Genomic DNA, 22,350 nt, shown 5'->3' with positions numbered 1-22,350 from the left:
ATAGTTATGAGCTTTTACAGAGAACTTGAAAACCACGTGCACGAGCAATTAAGCCGGCGCAATTTCTTGTCAAAAACAAGCCTTGGTTTAGGAGCGGCCGCGATGGCCTCCTTATTAAATGCAGATTCAATGGCCAAGAAAATCGCAGCTGGAACACCGGAGGGTGCATCTTTGCCATTGGGTAAGCCACATTTTGCGCCCAAAGCGAAGCGGATCATCTATCTTTTCCAAAGCGGCGCGCCTTCGCAGCTCGAACTGTTTGATTATAAGCCCAAACTGGAACAAATGTGGGGCCAGGATCTGCCGGAATCGGTCAGAAAAGGGCAGCGGTTGACGGGTATGACCGCCGGACAAAGTAGTTTTCCCCTTGCCGCATCCAAATACCAGTTTGCCCGGCACGGTTCCAATGATATGATGATCAGCGAGTTGATGCCTTACACGTCCAGCATTGTGGACGATGTGACATTCATTCGCTCCATGCACACGGAGGCCATTAACCATGATCCTGCGGTGACGTTTTTCCAAACAGGAAGTCAGCAGGGAGGGCGTCCTTCCTGGGGATCGTGGATCAGTTACGGGCTGGGTTCCGACAACCAGAATATGCCTTCGTTTGTGGTCTTGCTTTCAAAAGGCCGGGCCGGTGACCAGCCGCTTTATGCCAAGTTGTGGAGCAATGGTTTTCTGCCATCTGTGCACCAGGGCGTCGTTTTTCGCTCCGGCCCCGACCCGGTTTTTTACCTGAATAATCCGGAAGGCATTGATAAAACAAGCCGCAGAAGAATGCTGAACTCGCTCGCAAAATTGCAGCAGGCGCAATTCGAAAAAATCCTGGATCCCGAGGTGAATTACCGGATGGCGCAATACGAAATGGCTTACCGCATGCAAACAGCCGTTCCGGAAACCATGGATATTTCCAAAGAGCCGGATTATATTTTTGACTTATATGGCGAAGAATCCCGCAAGCCCGGAACATTCGCAGCGAACTGCTTACTTGCACGCAAGCTCATTGAAAAGGACGTCAAGTTTGTGCAGCTTTATCATCAGGGCTGGGACCAGCATGGTAACCTGCCGAATGACATTAAAACTATGGCGAAAAGCGTGGACCAGGCATCCGCAGCATTGATTAAGGACTTGAAACAGCGTGGCTTACTCGATGAAACGCTTGTAGTTTGGGGAGGCGAATTCGGCCGTGGCGCTTATTCCCAGGGCAAACTTACCAAGGACAATTACGGCCGCGACCACCATCCGAGAAGCTTTACGATCTGGATGGCAGGAGCGGGCGTTAAAAAAGGTTTTGTCTTTGGTGAAACTGATGAATTTGGATATAATGTAATCAAAGATCCCGTGCATGTGCATGATTTTCAGGCGACTGTCATGCATTTGCTAGGAGTAGACCATGAGCAGCTCATCTTCAAACATCAGGGCCGCCGCTATCGCCTTACCGATGTGCATGGCAAGGTTGTAAAACCGATATTGACTTAGAAACAGGCACATTTAATGTGCCTGTTTCGTTTCTGGAAGCCTCATTCACTTCTCAAACTCTTTACAGGATCCAGCAGCGCGGCTTTAATGGCCTGGTAACTTACTGTTAGCAAGGTTATTCCCAATGCGCCCAGCCCTGTCAATGCAAAAATCCACCAGGAAATTTCTGTGTGGTATTGATAGTTTTTGAGCCAGTCGTTCATGAAATACCAGGAAATGGGGATCGAAAAGATGCAGGAAATGATGACCAGCAGCACAAAATCCTTCGAAAGCATGCCCCAGAGGTTGCTTACCGACGCACCCAGCACTTTTCGGATGCCGATTTCTTTCGTACGCTGCTCGGCTACGAAAGAGGCCAGTCCGAATAAGCCAAGACAGGAAATAAAGATCGCCAGGATCGCGAAAAAGCTGGCCAGTTTGCCAATCCGCTCTTCCGTTCCGAACTTTTTGGTATACTCTTCATCGGCAAAATTATAAGTGAAAGGACTGCCCGGATTATATTTTTTAAATACAGTCTCAACCTTTCCAAGCGCCTCGCTCGCGCTGATATTTGGCGTAAGTCTGATGCTGATGACCGAAATGTTCCGATAATTAATGACAAAAAACGACGGACTTACGGGCGAGAAAGGATTCTCTTTTATCATATCCTTCACCACTCCAATGATCCTGTACTGTTTGCCGCTGGCCCTGACGAAGGAATCTAGCGGTTTCTTAAAATTCATCAATTTTGCGGCTGACTCGTTCAGGATCATGGCTGAGGAATCCGTTGAAAATGTTCTTGAAAAATCGCGGCCTTGTTTCAACTGCCAGCCAATAGTTTTGCCGTAGTCATGCGTGACGGAATTGTGCATCACCAGCGGCTGCGTTTCAGGACTTTTTCCTTCCCAGGAAATGTCCGTAGTGCCGCCATCCTGAGCGGTTATCACGCCGGAAGACTGAGCCATTTCCTTCACCGCGCCGGTGTTGAGCAGATCCAGCCGCAATGCCTGATAATGTTGCAAAAGTTCAGGCGTGTTCATTTTAACTTCGATCAACCCGTTTTTACTGTATCCGACGGGGCGATTTTTGGCAAACTGGATCTGCCTGAAAATAATGATTGTGCCGATAATGAGCGTGACGGAAACTGTAAACTGCATCACAACGAGCACTTTACGGGGAATTGCGGCGAAGCGGCCGGCTGAGAATCTGCCTTTGAGGACTTTTAAAGGCTGGAAAGAGGACAAATAAATCGCTGGATAACTGCCTGCAATGATGCCGGTTAACAAACTGAAGCCAAGTCCTAACAACCAGAAATTAGGATTGAACCATAAAATTGACATTTGCTTTTGCGCAACTTCATTGAAAAAAGGTAATGCAGCCGCTGCCAGAAACACCGAAAGAATAAACGCAATAAGTACAACAAACAGCGACTCGCTAAAAAACTGGCCGATCAGCTGCCCTCTCAACGAACCGATCGCTTTTCGGATGCCTACTTCCTTGGCGCGTTTCTCCGACCTTGCTGTGCTTAAATTCATGAAATTGATGCAGGCCAGCAGCAACACGAACACGCCAATGATACCAAACAGCCAGACAAACTGAATTAATCCGCCAGTATTTACGCCGTTTTTGAAGTCACCGTACAAGTGCCATTTGTTCATAGGATGCAGGAAAAATTCAGGTTTGTAGCGTGGTGGGTTATCCATTTTTGTCCTGATTTCCCTGATTTTTGCTGAAACCTGATCAGCATCGGCACCATCTTTCAATTGCGCATAAATTTGGAAACTGTTGCTATCCCAATCATTTTCAATGGATTTGGCATAAGGATCATTGTTGAGAAGCAATTTCCAGGGCGTGATATAAAGCGTTTCTTTGAATGTGCTGTTGGTTGGAAAATCCTCATAGATGCCTGTGACCTTCACATTTACCTTATTATCAATTTTTACAAGCTGATTAAGCGGATCGGAGTCTCCGAAAAGTGTCTTGGCCAATGACTCGGAAAGTAAAATGGCGTTTGCATCGTCCAGCCCGTTGCGCGACCCGGCCAGCATATTGACAGACATCATTTCCAAAAATGCAGGTTCGACGGAACTTCCCGTTTTTGCAAATTTATTATCGCCAGCCGCAAGAACCTGGCTCAGGCGCTTTGACATAACCACCGATTTGAAATCAGGATATTTGGTACGAAGCTCGCCTGCCAGCGGAATGGGCATCACATCATAAGTCGATTTTTCAACCTCAAATGTCACGAATTGAAACAGTTGCACAACACGGTCGTGGTTTTTGTGATATCTGTCAAAAGACAATTCGTCATAAACCCAGAGCCCAATGAGCATGGCCACGGCCATTCCCACGGACAACCCACCAATGTTAATTGCCGCATATCCTTTGTGTTTCAGTATATTGCGTAAGGCGATTTTGAAATAGTTCTGTATCATAATATGGCTGAATAGATGAGTTTTCGTATAGTCACGTGACTTCTTTTTTTTGGCAAATGGCCTTAATAACTTCAATACGCTCAGTGCGTATCGCCAGTTTGCTTGCTGTGAACCAGCAGTTTGCTTCCAGTAGGCGTACATTTCCAGCAAATCGCCCTCCACTTCTTCCGAAGTGTTGGGGTCGGCCCACCAGCGCAGGAGGGTAGTGGCCCACTGGGGCGGTTCGGGAGGGTTTCGACTCATTTTATAGGCCCATTAGTTGCAATGTCTGCGGCGGCAATGCGTTCCACAGCTCCTCACGAACTTGCTTAACTTCCATCAAGGCCTTGCGCCCCAATGCGGTAACAGTAAAAAACCGCTTCCTACGACCGCCGCGTTCCGCAGTCGCGCCTCCCATGGAAGATGTCAGAAAATGTTTTTCTTCCAGGCGTTGCAAGGTCGTGTGCACAGAACTAAACCCAACGACGCGGCCGGTTTTTTGTTCGAGCTCCTGCGTGACAGTTACCGCATATGCCTCCTCGCCCAGGATGGCGACGGTGAGCAAAATAACTTCTTCAAACTCTCCCAGAAAGGTTCGTTTCATAACAAATTTTTATTTGATACGATAATGTCGATCAAATGTCATGCCATTTTTGTAAAAGCGCTCCTTTTGTTCAAATCAGGCGTTTTGGGAAAGTCGGGTCGCCTTAAAATGTTCAATTCCGAACAATGGATGTGCTCAGGCGGACAGCCGATTGCTTGCAGGGTATGAATACAAATTATTCGTCTTTCCTAATAAATACACAGACGTATCTTTTAACAAATGATTATAAAATGAAAATCAAAAGAATTCTGATTGCTTCCTTCGTTTTCGCCTTGGGGGTTAATACGCTATTTGCACAAAAAGGAAAACCGCTTTTTCCTGATACGCCCGGAATGGTTTCTTATACTTTCCGCAAAAGTTTGGCGAAAGATCCCGCAGCGACGTTAGATACGCTCCAAAAGTTGGGCATCAAAGACATGGAATTTTCAAGTTTGTTTGGCAAAACAGCCGCTGAGTTGCGCAAGCTGCTGGATGAGCGCGGCATGAAATGCTCATCTTTCGGCGTGCAATATCCGGATGCGCTCGACAAAACAAAGGAGGTCGGGGAAAACGCAAAAACGCTAGGAGCCAAGTTTGTGAGAGTCGCCTGGATCCCTCACAAAGGCCCGTTCACATTAGAAATGGCGGAGAAGACGGTGGCGGATTTCAACAAGATCGGGAAGCAGCTGAAAGAGGAATTCGGTATCACATTTTGCTATCACAATCATGGTTATGAATTTGAAAAGCACGAGGACGGCACATTAATGGATTATATTATCCAAAAAACAGATCCAAAATATGTAAGCTTCGAAATCGACTTGCTATGGACATTTTTCCCGGGTGCTGATCCGGCAGCTCTGATTGCCAAATATCCCAAGCGCTTCAAACTGATGCACATGAAAGACCTCAAAAAAGGTGTGACGGGGAATATGTCCGGCGGAACGCCGGTTGAAAATGATGTGGCATTAGGGACCGGACAGCTTGATATTCCGGCAATTTTGAAAGCTGCGAAGAAGTCATCTATCGAGCATTATTACATTGAGGACGAAAGCCCGAGCTACGCCACCCAGGTGCCGCAAACAATGGCCTATTTAAAAAGCCTGACTTACTAAAAAACCGGCCCGCAACGGGCCGGTTTTTTTTCAATATTACTTCAAAGCATTCAAGCGCTCTTTTAACGATATAAATTCGAGCGGTGGCGTTTTACCCCAACTGGTGAACTGCTTGTCCTGGTAAGCAACCGCTTTACGAATATCCCAGCCACCAGCGGTTTGGTAATCCGGTTTGGCCCCGTGATTGAGCAGCAAGTTGCAAATTTCCCATTGTTCTGAACCGGCTGCTGCGCATAAGGCCGACGAAATGATGACCTCATCCTCATATTTAGGTGAAAACGCATTCGGATCTGCACCATGTTCCAGCAATAAGCTCACTTTTTTAGCCTTGAACGGATCATTCACGTCCAGATAAATCGCATCGAAGAGGATCGGATATTTTCGTTCTTTTTCAACTGCGTTTGCATCGGCCCCGTTTTTCAGAAAAAATTCCAGAAATGCGGGATCGTCTTCAATGATATTGAAATGCGTTGCTGTGTGCATGGTGTCGTCTGTTTCGATCCTTGCACCTTTGTCCAGCAATAATTGAAGGGATTCCAGCACTTTTTCCTTTGGATTTTTCCTGGCCTGCATGGCGGCGAAGTCCAGCAATGTGATATGATCTTCACCACTCGCATTCAGGTTCGGGATGGGCTGTTCGAGTCCGGCTTTCAGTTGTGCTATGTCACCCTGGGCAATGGCTGCCGCAAGATTACGTCTTAACGGGTCTGGAAAATAATACGAGCCGTTTGCCTTTTCATTCATTTCACGGTCATCACTGCTGTTTTGGTAATTCATGATAACGCGGCCCAGGCTTAGATAAAAAATGCCCATTGCCAGCGGATAAATGTTGATGACCAGCGCGATGATCTTGGTCGTTTTATAAGGCAGATAATTTAGCAGCGCGAGGGTGGCGAGCGGAATGTATAACATGATTAACATGCCGCTCGCCATACCGCGGTCAGTTTGTGTTTTGGAAAAGAGCAGCGTACATAAGATTCCAAGCGCATATGCACTGACAACCACCCAGTTAATTAGTGATATCGTTTTCATGCAGGCAAAATAAGCAATCATGCGCAGGGCAAATATCTTACTTATTTACAGGCATATCAGGATTAGTAAGCGGTCGGTGTTTTTACGTTTCGGGATCTGCAATCTCGATCCAGGTCGGCGCGTGGTCACTTGACTTTTCCCAGCCCCGGACTTCTTTGTCTACACCTGCTGCAAGCAGCCGCGCGTCTATGTGCGGACTCAATAAGAAGTGGTCAATGCGGAGCCCTGCATTGCGGCCGTAAGCATTCCTGAAATAATCCCAGAAAGTATAGATGGTTTCATCGGGATGCATTTTTCTGATGGCGTCCGTCCAGCCCTGGTCCACGATATTTTTAAAAGCTTCGCGGACCTCGGGACGGAAAAGGGCGTCGTCCACCCAGCGCTCAGGCTTGTAAACATCCAGTTCCGTTGGCATTACATTATAATCGCCAGCCAGCACAACCGGTACGTCATATGCCAGTAGTTCGGCGGCGTGTGCAGTAAACCGTTCAAACCAGCGCAGCTTGTATTCAAGCTTCGGCCCGGGAGCCGGGTTCCCATTAGGCAGATACAGGCAGCCAATGAGCATACCATTAATAATCGCCTCAATATAACGGCTGTGTAGATCCTCGTCATCGCCGGGAAGCGTCCTGCGCACTTCTTTCAGCTCCATGCCCCGCGCCAGGATCGCCACCCCGTTCCAACTTTTCTGACCATGCCAGATTGCATTGTAACCTGCATCTAAAATCGCTTTTTCAGGGAATTTCTCTTGCGGCGCTTTTAATTCCTGCAAACAAACGACATCCGGTTTTGTCATTTCGAGCCAGCGCAGCAGCACGGGCAACCGGCCGTTGACTCCATTTACGTTGTATGTGGCAATTCTCATATCTGGTAATTTTTAAGAAATATCATTATAAAAATCAGTCCCGTAGCATTTCTATTCAAAAACGGTGAAATTTGAATGTATATAAATTCGATAGACTTTATATTTTAAATTTTGTTTTTCGTATTTTTGGCCAGGCTAATTCATTTGTAGCACAATATGCGAAACGGTAATCTGATTGATTTTTATAAAAATGAACAACTTGCCACAACGGCATTCAAGGAATTGCGGCTGCGTAAAGGGATTACGTGCAAGAAATGCGGGAGCACGCAACATTACTGGCTGGCGCCTAAGCAGCAGTTTCAATGTAAACAATGCAGGTTCAGGACTACATTGCAGAGCGGCACTGTGCTCGAAGGCAGTAAGTTGCCCATTTCCTATTTTTTCATTGCCGTTTATCTGATTATGAAAAAGGGCAATGCTTTCACGATCCAGGAATTTCAGGACGAAACAGGGCACAAATATTATGAGCCGCTCTACGACTTTGTCAGGAAAATCAAGGCATACCTGCATGAAAACGACCAAAACCGTATTTTGATCGACTTTGTTGAGATCCTTAACCAGCAATTACCGGTGGAGAATTAGTGTTTGGCCGCGATGGCATCGGGCGGGGGAACTTCCGCTCCGGTGCTTTTGAACACGGGCCATTGGGCATTCATTTGTTTTAATTGTTTTGAAAAAAGCGCAGCAAGTTCCTTCACTTTTTCTGGTTTTGAAGATGCGAGATCATTTTCCTCGCCGATGTCGTTTGTAAGATCGTATAATTCCAGCCTGGCATTCCGGTAATCGTAGAGCAGCTTCCAGTCACCTTTGCGGAATGCGCTGGCATAGTGAGTGTTAGGACCTTCTGCAGCGATCCAGCGGTTGGGATGGTGCCATACAAGCTCGCGGCTCGAGTCTTTCCATGCAGGGTTTTTCAACAGGGGAAGAAAGCTTTTTCCATCTACTTGCTGAATTATTTCCGGGTTTTTGACGCCTGCAACATCCAGGATTGTCGGGAAAAAATCCTCAATAATCACATATTGGTCAGCCACAGAATTGGGCTTCACCACTTTGGGCCAGCGCACCAGCATAGGCTCACGAATCCCGCCTTCGTAAACCGAACCTTTTCCGGCCTTCAACGGCAAGTTATGCGTCCACGCCTGCCCGCCGCGCGCAGGTGTTGTGCTCAGTCCGCCATTGTCGGACATAAAAAGAACGATCGTGTTATCGTCAATTTTGTGCTTGTCCAAAAAGTCCAGCACATCACCCAGACTCTTATCCATGCCTTCCACCAGTGCCGAATATTTCGCTTCTGTGCTATCCAGGCCGGTTTTTAAATATTTATCCAAATAGCGCTTGTCCGCATTTAACGGAATGTGAACTGCATAATGTGCCAGATACAAGAAGAAGGGTTTGTTGTCGGCCAGCGGTTTTTCCATCGCTTTCAAAGCCTCGGTCGTGATGGCGTCGGTCAGGAAGACATCGGTGCCATGATAGGCTTCCAGCCCGGGAACTGCGTTGCGGTTGGATTTCCCGTTCACCACATTATCATAATTTTTCTCACCCAGGTAACTCGCCGGATGGCCGATCGAGCTGCCCGCAATGTTGATATCAAATCCCAGATTTTTGGGGTCCGAACCTGGCGTGCCCGTCGATCCGAAATGGGCTTTGCCGCTGTGAATGGTGTAATAGCCGTTTTGTTTCAGAATAGCAGGCAATGGCGTTCCATGGAATGTATGCGCCACGTCCGCAGCAGGGCTAAAACCATTGATATTCCAGTTTACCGGCTTTAAGCCCGGGTCCGCATGATCAGTATTCTTGTCTTTGTCCGGTGATGTCCAGTGCGTTACGTGCGTCCGTGCGGCGTTGGCACCCGTGATCAGGCTTACCCGCGAAGGTGTGCATACGGGCATGGCATATGCATTCGTAAACTTCATGCCTTCCCTCGCCATGCGCTCCATATTCGGTGTGTGGTAACGTTTATTGAAAGGTGTTTGCTGAGTCCAGAATGGCACCGAAGTATCCTGCCAGCCCATGTCATCAACCAGGAAGACAATAATGTTCGGTTTTTTAAGGGGGCTATTGTGCGCCTGGGAGGGAGCAGGAAAGAATGTTGCAAAGGCCAGCAAAGCCGTGGAAAAGCGTTTAATAATCCGGATTGTAATCATTTTGGACGGGTAGGGATTCAATTCAAATCGATTTCTGGCAAATTATGAATAATCCGGCAGCCTTTACATGGAGAATTGTCAACAGTGCCACCAAGCTGTTGGTCGCCTAAATTTTTGTCAAAAATAGGTTGCCACACGCGCTCAGCCGGTAGAACAGGGAACGGGATCGCCTTTTTTGATAAAATCCACGACCATTCAAACATGAAAATCAAGTTTTATGCGCCTCAATGGGGCAACACGCTTCCTTTTGACACGTTTTGCAAAAACGTAAAGCTGGCAGGATACGATGGGGTAGAGATGGCGCTGCCTTTCGACAAAAAGAAAAAAGGAGTGATTCTGGAAGCGCTGGCCAGACATGGCCTGGAACTGATCGGTCAATACTGGCAGTCGTTTGAGCGGGATATTGATGTGCATGCGGCCAATTATGAGAAATATCTCCGGAATCTCATCGCTGCAAAGCCGGTGTTTATTAATTGCCAGACAGGGAAGGATTATTTCAGTTTTGAGCAAAACAAGCGGCTTTTTGATCTGGCTGCGTCGCTTGCAAGGGAATCGGGCATCCGCATAATTCATGAAACGCACCGTGGAAAAAGTCTTTACGCCGCGCACGTTACGCATCATTATCTCACCCGTATCCCGGACCTGCGCATCACGCTTGATATTTCGCATTGGTGTAATGTACATGAATCATTGCTGGAAGATCAGGCTGCGGAAATTGCATTGGCCTTCATGCATACAGATCACATTCACAGCAGGGTAGGGCACCCCGAAGGTCCGCAAGTGAATGACCCGCGCGCGCCGGAATGGTCAGAAGCACTGGAAAAGCATTTGCAATGGTGGGATCAGATTGTTGCCGCACACGCCGCCACGCAATCACCGCTTACCGTCACAACCGAGTTCGGCCCAGCCACATACATGCCTTTGTTGCCTTACTCGCAAATGCCTGTCGCGAATCAGTGGGACATCAATGTGCATATGATGAATCTTCTGAAAGCCCGGTATCATTAATACCACAGTAATGCTCGGGAAGCGGGCAATTGGACAAGGCATGAACAAAAAATTTCTCGCGCAAAAAGGGCGGAGGAACGGTTCGCTATGCCAGACAGGTCGCCTGCCGAGGAACCAAAAAGGAAATGAGGCGATTGTATGATATATTAATGCAGCATGGATCAGAAATCTTATCACGTAAAAAAGAGCAAAAGAGTCGCAGGTGTTTTAATTGCAGCCGCATTTACAGGCGTATTATCCGCACTGATCGCCGACACACTGAAAGTCATCACCGAACATTACGAGGAGAGTTTGCTCGAGAAGATCCATGAAAACACTTATCTCATTTTTCTGCTGCCATTAATCGGCATCACTACGATCCACTTGCTCCGCCGTTTTCTGTTCCGGAATAAAGCCAACAAAGGCATTAAGGAGGTTTTGGACACGATTAACAAAGGCGGCAATACGCTTCCTACCTACAAAGTTCCTTCCCATTATTTCAATGGTTTTTTGACAGTCATTTTTGGTGGCTCCACCGGCATTGAGGTTTCCACCGTCGTAGCCACGGCATCAGTAGGCGCATTGTCCAGTCGTAAAGTTAGTTATCTCAAAAAATACAGGACAGACCTTGTCTGCTCAGGACTGGCTGCGGGCGTAACTGCATTGTTTAATGCGCCGATTGCAGGTTTCTTATTTGCATTTGAAGTGTTCACCAAAAGGAAAAGCAAGCTCCACACAGCCAGCGTCATCACGGCTGTTTTGGTGTCCTATGTCCTGACACGTTATTTCTTTTTCAAACAAATATTCAGTTTCAATGTCTCCGTTTGGAACAGTTATGCATTGCCTTATTTCGTTTTATTAGGCATCATTGCGGGTTTCAATGCCGTTTACCTCACCAAATGTGTGCTTTTCTTCAAGCGTTTTTTCGGCTCGTTAAACAATGACATTACCAAGATCCTGGCCGGTTCATTACTGATTTCCACCATTGTTTTCTTCTTTCCAAGCTTATATGGCGAAGGCTACGCAGGGATCAATCATTTAATAAAGCTATCGCCCGAAACAGCCATGGCAACGATGTTATCATTGATTTTGATATTGATCTTCAAGCCTCTGGCCACTTCCATCACATTGGGTGCTGGTGGTGACGGAGGTGTTTTTGCACCCAGTCTTTTCATCGGCGCATTCCTGGGATTAATCGTTTGCACGGTCCTGAACCATTTTTTCGGTCTTCATTTAATTCCCGTTAATTTCATGATCATAGGCATGGCTGCTGTGTTGAGCGGCAGTATTCACGCGCCGTTTACAGCAATTTTTCTGGTCTGCGCCATAGCCGATAATTACATGCTTTTTGTGCCTATTCTAGTCGCCAGCCTTGTTTCCAAGCTGGTTGCGCATTTCCTTTTTCCCTACACCGTGTATACATACAAGGCGCCCGCTCTGGAAAAAGTACACTGAATTGGCGAGCCCGGGAAGATATAATGTAATGGTAAAATTGTGCAGAATAATATTTGATTAATTTTATCGGTCAAATATTACCCGAACCATCATGACCCTGCGCAATTTGCCGTTCTTCCTCTGGTGTGCATTATGCAGCTTTTTTCCCGCAATTTGTTTGTCTCAAACCATCAAGGAAGTCCGGTCGTTTCAGGTGACGGAGGCCAAACAGGCCGTAGCCGTCGATGAGGATCATTTCTACGTGATCAACAACAGCACCATTACCAAGCATTCCAAGCGCGACGGCAGGCAGATTGCCGTATGGGACGGCTCGAAAGAGGGCATCAAACACCTGAACAGCGGTGTGGTCATTAAGGGAAAAATGTATTGCGCCAACACCAATTACCCCGAAATCCCAATGGCAAGCTCCATTGAAATCTTCGATGTAAATTCCATGCAACATATTGGTAATCATAGTTTTGGCATTGCCGAGCACGGTTCGCTTACCTGGATTGATCAAAAAGACGGATTTTGGTGGAGCGGATTTGCACATTACGCCGGTAAGGAAGCCAGTGAAGGCCGGGATGTGCGCTGGACTTCGGTTGTAAAATATGATTCCGAATGGCGGCAGCTCGAATCCTGGGTTTTCCCCCAACAAATCGTCGACCTTTTTACGCCAAAAAGCAACTCTGGCGGCGCCTGGGGGAAAGACGGACAACTCTATTGCACGGGTCACGATCAGCCGGAAATATATGTAATGCGCTTGCCGAAGTCTGGATTTACGCTCGAACATGTGAGGACATTACCGGCACCCGTGCACGGCCAGGGGATTGCAATGGATCATTGGGCAACGGGAAAACAGATTATTTATGGCATTAACCGTGCCGAAAACAAGGTCATCTCAGCTGAAATCAAATAACGAAGACATGTTATGAAAACCAGGTCCGCAACAAGCATCCAAGTCCTGATATTCTGTTTTTTAATGTTCCGGGCTTTTGGGCAAAATAATACAGCTACACCGGCATTGGTCAGCAAAAACAAAACGCTCATTGTCTTTTTTGACGGGCTGAGACCCGACTACATTACTAGCGGGCAAATGCCTAACCTGTTTGCATTCAGGCAAAAAGCATCTGTCGGCAAGCACCACCACAGCGTTTTCCCGACTGTTACAAGGGTGAATTCTGCCTCTTACGCCACGGGTTCTTATCCTGGCACACATGGGATATTAGGCAATGCAGTCTATTTTCCGGAGGTGAACAAGAACAAAAGTGTAGGGACTTCGTACAACGATCTGACCAAGGTCATTGGTGCCATCTCCGAACCGTTGCTGTCCGCGGTTACGCTTGGAGAAGTGCTTCAGGCTGCCGGTGAGCGCATGATGGTGTTCAGCTCCGGAACAACCGGACAAGCCTTTTTGCAAAATTACAAAGTTAGCGGCGGGGCCGTTATCAACCCGGGGTTGATTCTGCCGGATTCCATTAAAGCAAAGGTGTTGGCAGATCTGGGAGAGGCTTCAAAAGAAGGCTCCGAGGATCAGAACAGGCACAAATGGGTGACGGATGCATTGTTGAAATACAGTGTGAACAGCAAAGCGCCGCTGGTCAGTGCCATCTGGTTTTCCGACCCGGACGGTGCTGCGCATGAGCACGGAATCGGTTCTGACGAGGCTGTGAGCGCTATTAAATTTGTAGATGCCCAATTCGGAAGGATTCTGGAAGCCATTGAATCGCGCGGACTTCGTGAACAATATAACATTATTATTTCAACTGATCACGGATTCGTGACGCATAATGGTAACCAGGAGTTGAGCGATTTTCTGATAAAGGAAGGTTTTAAAAAAGACAAAGAATCGGAAGATGTAATTCTGGCGGAGGGTTCCATTTATGTTAAAGACCATGATCAGGAAATGATTGAAAAGATCGTTACTGCACTTCACAAGCAAGCGTGGGTTGGTGCTGTTTTTACCAAAGCAAGAAGCAAGGGCAGCTTAAAAGGTTGGGTTGAAGGCACTTTCTCGTTTGACGCAGCACACCTTAATCACAAACGCGCCGGTGACATTCTCGTCGCACCCAACTGGAATGATGACAAGAACACCAAAGATTTTGCGGGAACGGATTTTTCCACGGGCGTTGCGGGTCACGGCGGATCCAGTCCTTACGAGATCCACATTGAGCTTATGGCCGCCGGTCCGGACTTTAAAAAGCTGACCGATACAGATTTACCCACTTCCAATGTAGACATTGCCCCCACCATTTTAGGCATTTACGGCCTGCCGGTTCCGCCACAAATGGACGGCCGGATAATTCATGAGATCTTGAAAAAGCCCGGCGACTCAGTTGGGAAAATGGTTCAGGAAACATTGGTAAGTGAAGTCACTTATCCCTGGGGCATTTACAAACTGACGCTTTATATGTCAGTGCTGGGAAAATACCGTTACTTCACTTTTAGCAAAACGGAGCGTCGATAACGGTCATACAGGATTTTGTAGCAGTTCGCTAGCCGAGAAGCACTTGCGCAGGAATACCAAGCTTTTCATGAAACAATTTCGCGAGTTTCAAGGTGAGTGGTTTCTTTCTGTTCAGTATTGCAGAAACATAACTTTTGCTGCCAACCCAATCGACTAAGTCTTTATTTTTTAATCCCTTTTCGTCCATTTTAAGCTTAATAGCCTCGATAGGGTCGGGAGAGGGGATTTTATAATGCACATCTTCATAAGCTTTGATCAAGAGCAAAGCAATTTGCAGATTATTCCCTTCTTTGCTTTCCGGATTCGGCTTTTTATCAAATTGCTCATCGATCCATTCGAGCATCAGCTCGTACTCTGCATCGCTTTTAATCAGTTTCAATTCCATTATTTCACGGTTTATATTTTATTGATTTAACATCCACCTTATCATATTCCGAATGGTTTCCGAACCATTTGATCTGAATCGTTTTGTATTCAAATACAATCCGCACCACCAGCCTGTAATGATTCCCCATAATGTTGAATACCACCCGATCATCGCCTACCAAACTTGCCTTTGCAAAGACAGCCTTCAATTCCTGAAAACTACTAAATTCCGCATTGATCATTTCCTCATACCATTCTCTTAATGCATTGGAGGCCTGCGGATACATAACGCAATATGCTAAAAGTGTTTTGCGTGCGATAATGTTAAACATGATAAAGTTTACTATTAGTGAACAAATGTACGTTTTAATTTTAGAATTACAAATCATTAGACGTAACATTTCCACCCAGGTCACATGCAAAAGAATATTTTATTTTTAAGACCCTCACGACCCCTAAGCCCGCTTCGAACGCATTGCTTTTACGGTTTCCACTTTGTCGTCGGTCGAGAACTTTTCGTATTCCTGGGAGTCCTGGCTGTAAAGGGCCACTTTTCCTTCCGAGTTGCTGTGGACGCCCCAGCCGTATCGCTTTGTAAGCGGGGAAGCCCTCAGGCAAGGTTGCCCTTTGGAGAAGAATTTTTCGCGTTCTGCTGCGAGTTCGCTTTCGCCGAAGCCTTGCCGGGCTGCATAAGTCTCGAAGAGGACGTCGTCGGATGTGTATTGATAAGGATGCTGGCTGATCATTTCAAATTGAATGTTCGCAACTGATTTTTCAGTTCCTTTCATAGGCGGAACTTCGCCACATTTTGCAGGACTGTCAGCAGCGACCTGGATAAATGTATCGAAATAATTGGCGGAATGCGTTTTCATCTTGGTCATGCTCAATGTATTTTGAAATTCATATCATGTAACCAATTTAAAAGGTCTGGGAATAAATACAAAAAGTTAACTTTGATCAAAAACTCGACAAAACATGAAAACAACATTTGCGCTCTTATTTCTTATGATTTCTGCGCCGCTTTGGGCGCAGCTTCCGGCTGCGGACGATCTGCAAACATCAAAAGGGCCGTTGAAAATCCAACCGCTTAACCACGCCACCATGGCCATGTCCTGGGCCGGAAAAACGATTTACATTGATCCATATGGCGGCACAAAGACTTTCAAAGGCATTGCAGCACCTGATCTGATACTCATTACAGATATTCATGGCGACCATTTCGATGCTAAAACTTTGGACTCGCTGGATTTGGGTAAAGCAATCATTGTTGCACCGAAAGCGGTTATTGATATGATGTCGGACAAACTTAAAGCCAAAGCGGTTGCGGTTGCTAACGGTCAAACAATCAGCAAATTGGACGTTTCTATCATGGCCATTCCCATGTATAACCTCCCAGAATCAGCCGATGCAAAGCATACCAAAGGCCGGGGCAATGGTTATGTTTTGAAATTCGGGGATAAAACGATTTACATCAGCGGTGACACGGCCGGAATTCCGGAGATGCGCGCATTGAAGAACATTGATGTAGCATTCGTTTGCATGAATCTTCCCTACACCATGGACGTGCCCGAAGCTGCTTCCGCTGTCCTTGATTTCAAACCGAAAATCATCTATCCCTATCATTACCGTGGCCAGAACGGCCTTAGCGACACCGAAGCGTTCAAAAAACTTGTTAACGCAGGCGACGCGAAGATTGACGTGAGGCTGAGGGACTGGTATTCAATTAAGTAAGGCTTTCACTCGTCAAGAAGAAACCCAAAGACTCTATACTCCAAGAGCCTTTGGGTTTTATTTTTTTTCAAACTCTTTTCAGAGCCGGAATGTATTCAAAATGTCCATCTCTTGTAAATAATGGAATGCCGTAAAAAGTACAAATGGCAGCTATCCAGATATCATTTTCAGGAATCGGGCAACCTATATCCCGCAAGTGTTTTTTAATACTTGAATATTCATTTGCAACGGGTTCCTGAGTGTCAAGCACCTCGCAATCGAATATAAAAGATTGATAACGCGGAAGATTATAATTGATGCGGCTGGAATTTTTGGCTCCATAAAGCAGTTCACCGCACACGGTAACCGGAAGATAAATGAGGTCGAATCTTTCCAGCGTTCTGATAGTAGCGGAGTTGCCATTAAGCGCTTCAATTGCGACGTTCGTGTCGATTGCAACGCTATTCAATGCCATTCACCGTCGATCTTGCCAAATTCGTCATTTATTATCTGGGTCACCTCAACTGCTGCGGAGTTGTCGATGGTTCCGGCATGCGATAGCACGCGTTCCACATTTCGTTTTGGTGCAGTCTGCGTTTTAAGACTGCGGAGGAAATCAAGCAATTTGGCTTGCATAGAGCTGCTCCGGGAAACCCAAGCCACATCTTGCTCAATCTGTTCTTGTATTGTCATGATGGTGTCGTGATATAGCGTGTTAAAATTATTGTCAATATAGCATTATCCGACTCCAAAACCATACCGGTTTCTTACAATTTTTTCCTAAACGCTCCCATTAAGCTTTTCAAGGAATTTCTCCCCTCAGTTTTCCAGCCACGATTTAAATGCGGGCGCTTTTTCCCGGCTGACGATCACTTCCTGGGCCGTTTCAGGGTGTAGCTGGATTTTTAATTTACCATTGAAATAGTTGTGGATTTTCTGGATCGCGCTCATGCTTGCGATAAATTGCCGGTTGAGCCGGAAAAAGCTGGCAGGGTCTACCAATGTTTCCAGCTCCTCCAATTTGTAATCCACAAGATATTGTCGCCCGTCTGTTGCTACGAGGCAAGCGAGTTCATTAGCCGTGTAAAAGTAGGCGACCTGATCCTGATGAATTGGGATCAGCTGTTCACCGTTCTTGATCAGAAACCGCGTCTTATGCACCTTTTTGCTCATTTCCAAACTATCGAGAAGCGATTCAACTTTCCTTGCATAAGCCTTTGGTGAGAAGTCTTCTTTCAGATCGTCAAACTTTTTAATCGCATTGGCCAATTCCGGTGACTTGATGGGTTTGAGCAAGTAATCGATGCTTTTTACCCTGAATGCTTTGATGGCGTATTCGTCATAAGATGTGGTGAATACAATCGGGCTATGCGCCGGAAATGCTTCAAAAATCTGGAAACTGAGCCCGTCCGAAAGCTGGATGTCGGAAAAAATCAGATCCACCTGATGCGCCCCTGCAAACCAGCGTTTAGCCGACTCAACACTTTCGAGCACGGCGATAATGTCAATTTTAGGATCAAGTTTTTTGATCAGTTTTTCCAGCCGCTCGGCAGCCGGATATTCGTCTTCTATAATGACAACTTTCATATAATGCTCCTAAAACCTAAGCCAGCTGTGGCAGAAGCGGGATTTTAACACTAAACAAATTATCACTCCGCGAGATCTCGACGCGTCGCTCCGTTAGCAGGCTGTATCGGTTAATGATGTTCTGAAGCCCGACCCTTGTCGACTTTTCCAGGACGGTTTTTTCCAGGATATTGTTGGCGATGACAAGATAGTTATTGTCTTCGCGGATTGTGATTTTCAAGGGGTTTTCCTTGGAAGCAACGTTATGCTTGATCGCATTCTCAATCAGCATCTGCAAGCTCAGCGGCGTCACATGCTGCTGGTAAGTGGCGCTGGACAACTCCTTTTCAACCAGCATATTATCGCGAAAACGAATCTTGTTGAGATACACATAAGCATCCACAAAAGCCAGCTCTTCTTCCACCAGGACGGTATTTTTATTACGGCTTACCAACACATATCTGTAAACATCTGACAATCTTTCCAGATAATCCTGCGCATCCGTGTTGTCGTCGTCGATCAAAGCAGCAAGCGTGTTCATGCTGTTAAAGAGGAAATGCGGATCCAGCTGGTTTTTAAGCACTTCCAATTGAGATTGAACGCCTTCCCGCATCAGCGATTCGGTTTTGCGAACGTTAGCTTGCCAGGCTTCGAAGAAATAAACAGCCTCATAAACCAAGTAAACCAGTAATGTCGGAATAATGCTAATCTTAAAACCCAGCATGGTCCCTTCTGAATTCAGGAAAACCTTGCAAAGAATCTCATCAAGGATCAATGTTACTACAAATGTGTACACGAGTGCAAGCATTGCTTCGGTCAGCAGACGCCTGTTGGTCTGGCTGTAATCCGGAAACAATCTGCGCATTTTTACGATGATGAAGCGGTTGCCTTCCCACAATGCAATGGTTATAAGCCCGGAGATCAACACATTGTACAGGAAAACAATGTTGAACTCCATGAAATTCTCAAAATGGATAACCGCCGGAATCAGTACGGAAAGAAGGGGAATCCCGATCAGTCGCATTCTCCCGTCATGCAGCGTGTAAAGATTTTTCATAAGCTAAAATTTGCCGGGCCCTAATGCCTCGGCAAAATGCAATTAAAATGTATATCTAAAAAGAGGAACGGGGAAAAAACCCTGCTGATACTGAGTCGCCAGGCTGTTTGTTCGCGGATTGTATGTTTGCTGGAACACATTCTGTTTGGCCGTCACATTTTGCAGGTCCAGCGCAAATTCCATGGTGCTTTTTCGATATTCTTTCCTGAACGAGAACCGGAGGTCTGTGCGGAAATAGGGGTCCTGGCGAAGCGAAAAGGCCCTTCTCTCGTCGTAAACCGCGTCTCCGCGAATGCGCGAGGCATCGAGGTTCAATGGTGAAATGTATTTCCCGCCCACAAGCGTCGACCGGATGCTGGCGCTCAGCACATTATTTTTATTTCTGCCTATTTTAATCTCCTTCCCGGCCAGCACATTTAATACATAACGTGTATTAAATGCAGTATTACGCTCAATTTTATCGCTCCCCTTGTATTTTGATTCAAATAACGAGCTGGTAATCAAGAAATAATATCCTTTATTGAAATATCTTTCCAATGTCAGCTCAATCCCGACATTTTTTCCCGTTCCGCCATTCACCAGGCTATCGCGGTCGGAAGGGCCGAATGAGCTGCCAATATTGAGTGTTGAAAATGACGACTTCGTTCTTTCAACAGGGGCGTTGTTAATCGTTTGATAATAAGGCTCTATTTTCAGCAACAGGTTTTCCGTCAGTCTGTTTTCATAGCTCAGCACAAAATGGTGGCTTCTTGTGTAATCCAGTTCCTTATTGGTAAAAATGGTTCCGTCGGCCGTTTTTGTTTGCACAAAATAGGTGTAAATGTCTTGGGCCTGACTGTTCATTCCGTAACCTGCGCTGAGCGACTGACCATGTTTGAAGGCGTACTGAAAGCCAAATCGCGGCTCGACAGCCACCTTGTTATTTAGACTATAATGTTGAAAATGAACGCCGGTTGTAAGCAGCATACGCCTGCTCATCCTGTATTTCCATTGACCATAGGCCTGTGTCAGCAACGAATTTTCTCCTTTCACATCCACCCGCACTGTATCAAACTTTCCTGCCTGATACATGTTTCGGTTATAAAGGTCAAAATTGAGTAAATCAGTCGTTATGCCGCCGTAAAGGCTGTTTTTTGCATTGACTTTATGGCGAACATTTAGCGAGGCCGAGTATTTCTGCGTTTTGAAACGACCTTCTGAATTGGCAAAAGCTTCTCTGGTAACCGTGCTGATGGAATCCCCATTAAACTTCTGATCGGTCGTGCTCATGCCCAGAGTTAATTTTGCGAATGTTTTGGCAGAGAGATTATGTTCGTAAGACAAGCCAAGAATATTGGTTGCGTATCGCACCTTTGTATTGCTATTCTCGGTCCCATATAAATCCGTAACAGTTGTATCCACATCATTACCAAGGAATTGTACGTCGCTGGCGCCAAGGATCCCAAACAAGGTAAGCTTGCCCTTCGCTCCCGTGGGAACGGCCACTTTGAAATTAACGTCCTGGTAATCAGGAACAGCGTTGCCAGTGCCGAAGTTAATGCCCAAAGCCTTGAACACGCCGAGGGTGGAATAGCGATAATTAACAAGATAGGAAGCCTTGGATTTTTTGGAAAAAGGCCCTTCCGCACCCAGTTCAAAACCATTAAATCCAACCTGGCCCAGAAATTCAGATTGTTCATTATTCCCTTCGCGCATACGAAGGTCAAAAACGGCGGATAATGCATTGCCATATTGTGCCGGGAAGGCGCTGGTCATAAAATCTGATTTTGCCAAAACGTTGTTATTCAGCAAGCTAACCGGCCCGCCCGTCGCCGATAATGAACCAAAATGGTTGGGGTTCGGAATGTTGAGCCCTTCTAGTTGCCATAGCATTCCGGTAGGAGAATTGCCACGCACCACAATGTCATTCCGCGAGTCATCACCCGAAACTACGCCCGCATAATTCGCGGCCATCCGTGACGGATCGCCCAATGAACCCGCGTAACGTTTTGTGTCTTCAATGTTGAAAGAGCGTCCGCTTACGAGGGATAACTCGTTGTTTGTCTTGCTTTTATCATTACTTCGGTCGGCTGTTACCACCACTTCGTTCAGCGCCTGAACGTTTTCCGTCATCGTAACATTCACGATCACTTCTTTTCCGGAAGTCAGCAAAATATTGGAAAGGCGTTGTTCCTCATAACCCACTGAGGTGATGCGGAATGTCTGCCTTCCCTGCGGTACACCGGTGATTTTAAATGCACCATTTATATCCGTGATCGCACCGATCGGGTTCGAACCGTCGGGCTGAATGAGCATGACCGAGGCGCCGATTACCGGTGTTTGCGAAACTTCGTCACGGATCAAGCCCCGGATCGTCTGCGTCGCCTGCTGCGCGAAAAGATACTGTCCCGCAGCAAGTAAAAGAAAAAGAAAGAATAATTTTTTCATGGCTAACATTTTGATTGAACGATACAAATCTGAATTTATAATCCGTCCTAGGACAGTCCGATCCCGTCGAAGTGTAAAATGGCCCGGGCGAAACGTAAAGGGAAAGGGGGGGAAGCGTCAGCGCTTAACAGGGCAGTGTCGCAAAGTGCCCCCCAATTTGTCGTATTATCCCTGTTATGAACCCTGGCACCGGCTTATTTTTGTTCAATTCCGATCCTACGTAAAGATGGCAACGCGCATTTCACCTTATCTGACATTCAATGGCAACTGCAAGCAGGCCATGCAGTTCTATAAAGAATGTTTTGGTGGAAATCTTACGGTCGAAACAATTGGCGACACCCCGTTTGCCATTGAATTTCAGGATGGCATGCACGATCAGGTCATGCATGCCATGCTAACGAGCCGCGAGTTTACGATCATGGCAACCGATTTCATGGGTTCGCAAGACTTCGTTCATTCCAGTGACATTTCTATCGCGCTGTTGTTCGACGATCAGCAGGAAGTTATCCGGTGTTTTACCAAACTCGCTGCCGAAGGAAGGGTCATTTATGCATTAAACGATCAGCTGGATGAAGATCTTTTCGGCGTAGTTCAGGATCAGTTTGATATCATCTGGATGTTTAACTACAATGTGCATTAACCTATATCAGCAAACTGTTATGCTTCTGCAAAGGCTTGTTTACCAGCGCCTAATCTTGTAATTTGGCAGGCTCTCTGCAAAC

General features: G+C 46.4%; 23 protein-coding genes. 9 read left to right on the top strand and 14 right to left on the bottom strand.

Going from position 1 to position 22,350, the window contains the following annotated elements:
- The first annotated feature begins 6 nt into the window (after positions 1-6).
- Positions 7-1,482 carry a DUF1501 domain-containing protein gene (locus tag MUK70_RS08060; protein WP_234655958.1) on the top strand — a complete coding sequence of 492 codons (1,476 nt, stop codon included), beginning with the start codon at positions 7-9 and terminating at the stop codon, positions 1,480-1,482.
- A 41-nt stretch (positions 1,483-1,523) separates the two neighbouring features.
- Here the strand turns inward: MUK70_RS08060 and MUK70_RS08055 are convergent, their stop codons facing one another.
- Together MUK70_RS08055 and MUK70_RS08050 are read right to left on the bottom strand one after the other, a co-directional pair.
- Positions 1,524-4,139, bottom strand: a complete 2,616-nt coding sequence (locus tag MUK70_RS08055) for an ABC transporter permease (protein WP_234655959.1) — start codon at positions 4,137-4,139, stop codon at positions 1,524-1,526.
- Position 4,140: 1 nt separating this feature from the next.
- Positions 4,141-4,479, bottom strand: coding sequence for a PadR family transcriptional regulator (locus MUK70_RS08050; protein ID WP_234655960.1), 339 nt, complete (start codon positions 4,477-4,479; stop codon positions 4,141-4,143).
- Positions 4,480-4,709: 230 nt separating this feature from the next.
- On the opposite strand from MUK70_RS08050, the gene MUK70_RS08045 reads away from it, so the two are divergent.
- A complete protein-coding gene (locus MUK70_RS08045) occupies positions 4,710-5,570 on the top strand; it encodes a sugar phosphate isomerase/epimerase family protein (RefSeq protein ID WP_234606925.1) in 861 nt (286 codons plus the stop codon).
- A 36-nt stretch (positions 5,571-5,606) separates the two neighbouring features.
- Here MUK70_RS08045 and MUK70_RS08040 read toward each other — a convergent pair whose 3' ends face one another.
- Both MUK70_RS08040 and xth read right to left on the bottom strand, forming a co-directional pair.
- Positions 5,607-6,602, bottom strand: coding sequence for an ankyrin repeat domain-containing protein (locus MUK70_RS08040; RefSeq protein ID WP_234655961.1), 996 nt, complete (start codon positions 6,600-6,602; stop codon positions 5,607-5,609).
- Positions 6,603-6,684: 82 nt separating this feature from the next.
- Complete coding sequence (gene xth, locus MUK70_RS08035) at positions 6,685-7,467, bottom strand: exodeoxyribonuclease III (protein ID WP_234655962.1); 783 nt, start codon at positions 7,465-7,467, stop codon at positions 6,685-6,687.
- Between the two features lie 156 nt (positions 7,468-7,623).
- Here xth and MUK70_RS08030 point away from each other — a divergent pair, with 156 nt between their 5' ends.
- Positions 7,624-8,049 carry a transposase gene (locus MUK70_RS08030; RefSeq protein ID WP_234608767.1) on the top strand — a complete coding sequence of 142 codons (426 nt, stop codon included), beginning with the start codon at positions 7,624-7,626 and terminating at the stop codon, positions 8,047-8,049.
- Here the strand turns inward: MUK70_RS08030 and MUK70_RS08025 are convergent.
- On the bottom strand, positions 8,046-9,614 hold the full coding sequence (locus MUK70_RS08025; protein ID WP_234655963.1) for a sulfatase: 1,569 nt from the start codon (positions 9,612-9,614) through the stop codon (positions 8,046-8,048). The genes MUK70_RS08030 and MUK70_RS08025 overlap by 4 nt on opposite strands.
- Positions 9,615-9,631: 17 nt before the next feature.
- Positions 9,632-9,817: a hypothetical protein gene (locus MUK70_RS08020; RefSeq protein ID WP_234655964.1), complete on the bottom strand. Its 186-nt coding sequence runs from the start codon at positions 9,815-9,817 to the stop codon at positions 9,632-9,634.
- Here MUK70_RS08020 and MUK70_RS08015 point away from each other — a divergent pair.
- The 4 genes from MUK70_RS08015 to MUK70_RS08000 all read left to right on the top strand — a co-directional run bounded on the left by MUK70_RS08015 (position 9,816) and on the right by MUK70_RS08000 (position 14,502).
- Positions 9,816-10,622 (top strand): sugar phosphate isomerase/epimerase family protein, encoded by an 807-nt coding sequence (locus MUK70_RS08015; RefSeq protein ID WP_234655965.1) that lies wholly within the window; start codon positions 9,816-9,818, stop codon positions 10,620-10,622. The two genes, MUK70_RS08020 and MUK70_RS08015, sit on opposite strands and share 2 nt — an antisense overlap.
- Positions 10,623-10,778: 156 nt before the next feature.
- Positions 10,779-12,056, top strand: coding sequence for a chloride channel protein (locus MUK70_RS08010; RefSeq protein ID WP_234655966.1), 1,278 nt, complete (start codon positions 10,779-10,781; stop codon positions 12,054-12,056).
- Positions 12,057-12,147: 91 nt separating this feature from the next.
- Positions 12,148-12,954 (top strand): hypothetical protein, encoded by an 807-nt coding sequence (locus MUK70_RS08005; RefSeq protein ID WP_234655967.1) that lies wholly within the window; start codon positions 12,148-12,150, stop codon positions 12,952-12,954.
- A gap of 12 nt (positions 12,955-12,966) precedes the next feature.
- Positions 12,967-14,502: an alkaline phosphatase family protein gene (locus tag MUK70_RS08000; protein ID WP_234655968.1), complete on the top strand. Its 1,536-nt coding sequence runs from the start codon at positions 12,967-12,969 to the stop codon at positions 14,500-14,502.
- Positions 14,503-14,530: 28 nt separating this feature from the next.
- Here MUK70_RS08000 and MUK70_RS07995 read toward each other — a convergent pair whose 3' ends face one another.
- From MUK70_RS07995 to MUK70_RS07985, 3 genes are all read right to left on the bottom strand, one after another.
- Complete coding sequence (locus MUK70_RS07995; protein WP_234608773.1) at positions 14,531-14,887, bottom strand: helix-turn-helix domain-containing protein; 357 nt, start codon at positions 14,885-14,887, stop codon at positions 14,531-14,533.
- 4 nt (positions 14,888-14,891) lie between these two features.
- On the bottom strand, positions 14,892-15,200 hold the full coding sequence (locus MUK70_RS07990; protein ID WP_234655969.1) for a type II toxin-antitoxin system HigB family toxin: 309 nt from the start codon (positions 15,198-15,200) through the stop codon (positions 14,892-14,894).
- A gap of 123 nt (positions 15,201-15,323) precedes the next feature.
- Entirely contained in the window at positions 15,324-15,749 is a 426-nt protein-coding gene (locus MUK70_RS07985) for a DUF6157 family protein (protein WP_310590040.1), read from the bottom strand.
- Positions 15,750-15,843: 94 nt separating this feature from the next.
- Between MUK70_RS07985 and MUK70_RS07980 the strand changes: the two genes are divergently transcribed.
- Positions 15,844-16,599 carry an MBL fold metallo-hydrolase gene (locus tag MUK70_RS07980; RefSeq protein ID WP_234655970.1) on the top strand — a complete coding sequence of 252 codons (756 nt, stop codon included), beginning with the start codon at positions 15,844-15,846 and terminating at the stop codon, positions 16,597-16,599.
- Between the two features lie 67 nt (positions 16,600-16,666).
- On the opposite strand, the gene MUK70_RS07975 is transcribed toward MUK70_RS07980, so the two are convergent.
- From MUK70_RS07975 to MUK70_RS07955, 5 genes are all read right to left on the bottom strand, one after another.
- Positions 16,667-17,053: a type II toxin-antitoxin system VapC family toxin gene (locus MUK70_RS07975; RefSeq protein WP_234655971.1), complete on the bottom strand. Its 387-nt coding sequence runs from the start codon at positions 17,051-17,053 to the stop codon at positions 16,667-16,669.
- A complete protein-coding gene (locus MUK70_RS07970; protein WP_234655972.1) occupies positions 17,044-17,271 on the bottom strand; it encodes a hypothetical protein in 228 nt (75 codons plus the stop codon). Before MUK70_RS07970 ends, MUK70_RS07975 begins: the two co-directional genes overlap by 10 nt.
- A gap of 126 nt (positions 17,272-17,397) precedes the next feature.
- Positions 17,398-18,165 carry a LytR/AlgR family response regulator transcription factor gene (locus MUK70_RS07965; protein ID WP_234655973.1) on the bottom strand — a complete coding sequence of 256 codons (768 nt, stop codon included), beginning with the start codon at positions 18,163-18,165 and terminating at the stop codon, positions 17,398-17,400.
- Positions 18,166-18,181: 16 nt separating this feature from the next.
- Positions 18,182-19,201, bottom strand: a complete 1,020-nt coding sequence (locus MUK70_RS07960; protein WP_234655974.1) for a sensor histidine kinase — start codon at positions 19,199-19,201, stop codon at positions 18,182-18,184.
- 42 nt (positions 19,202-19,243) lie between these two features.
- On the bottom strand, positions 19,244-21,628 hold the full coding sequence (locus tag MUK70_RS07955; RefSeq protein ID WP_234655975.1) for a TonB-dependent receptor: 2,385 nt from the start codon (positions 21,626-21,628) through the stop codon (positions 19,244-19,246).
- A 226-nt stretch (positions 21,629-21,854) separates the two neighbouring features.
- Here MUK70_RS07955 and MUK70_RS07950 point away from each other — a divergent pair, with 226 nt between their 5' ends.
- Positions 21,855-22,268, top strand: coding sequence for a VOC family protein (locus MUK70_RS07950; protein ID WP_234655976.1), 414 nt, complete (start codon positions 21,855-21,857; stop codon positions 22,266-22,268).
- Positions 22,269-22,350: the final 82 nt, after the last annotated feature.

It is taken from the genome of Dyadobacter chenwenxiniae, from assembly GCF_022869785.1.
GTDB classification, from domain to species: Bacteria; Bacteroidota; Bacteroidia; order Cytophagales; family Spirosomataceae; genus Dyadobacter; species Dyadobacter chenwenxiniae.
Note: the sequence above shows the minus strand (reverse complement) of the source record. Positions and strands in the feature narration are given on the sequence as shown.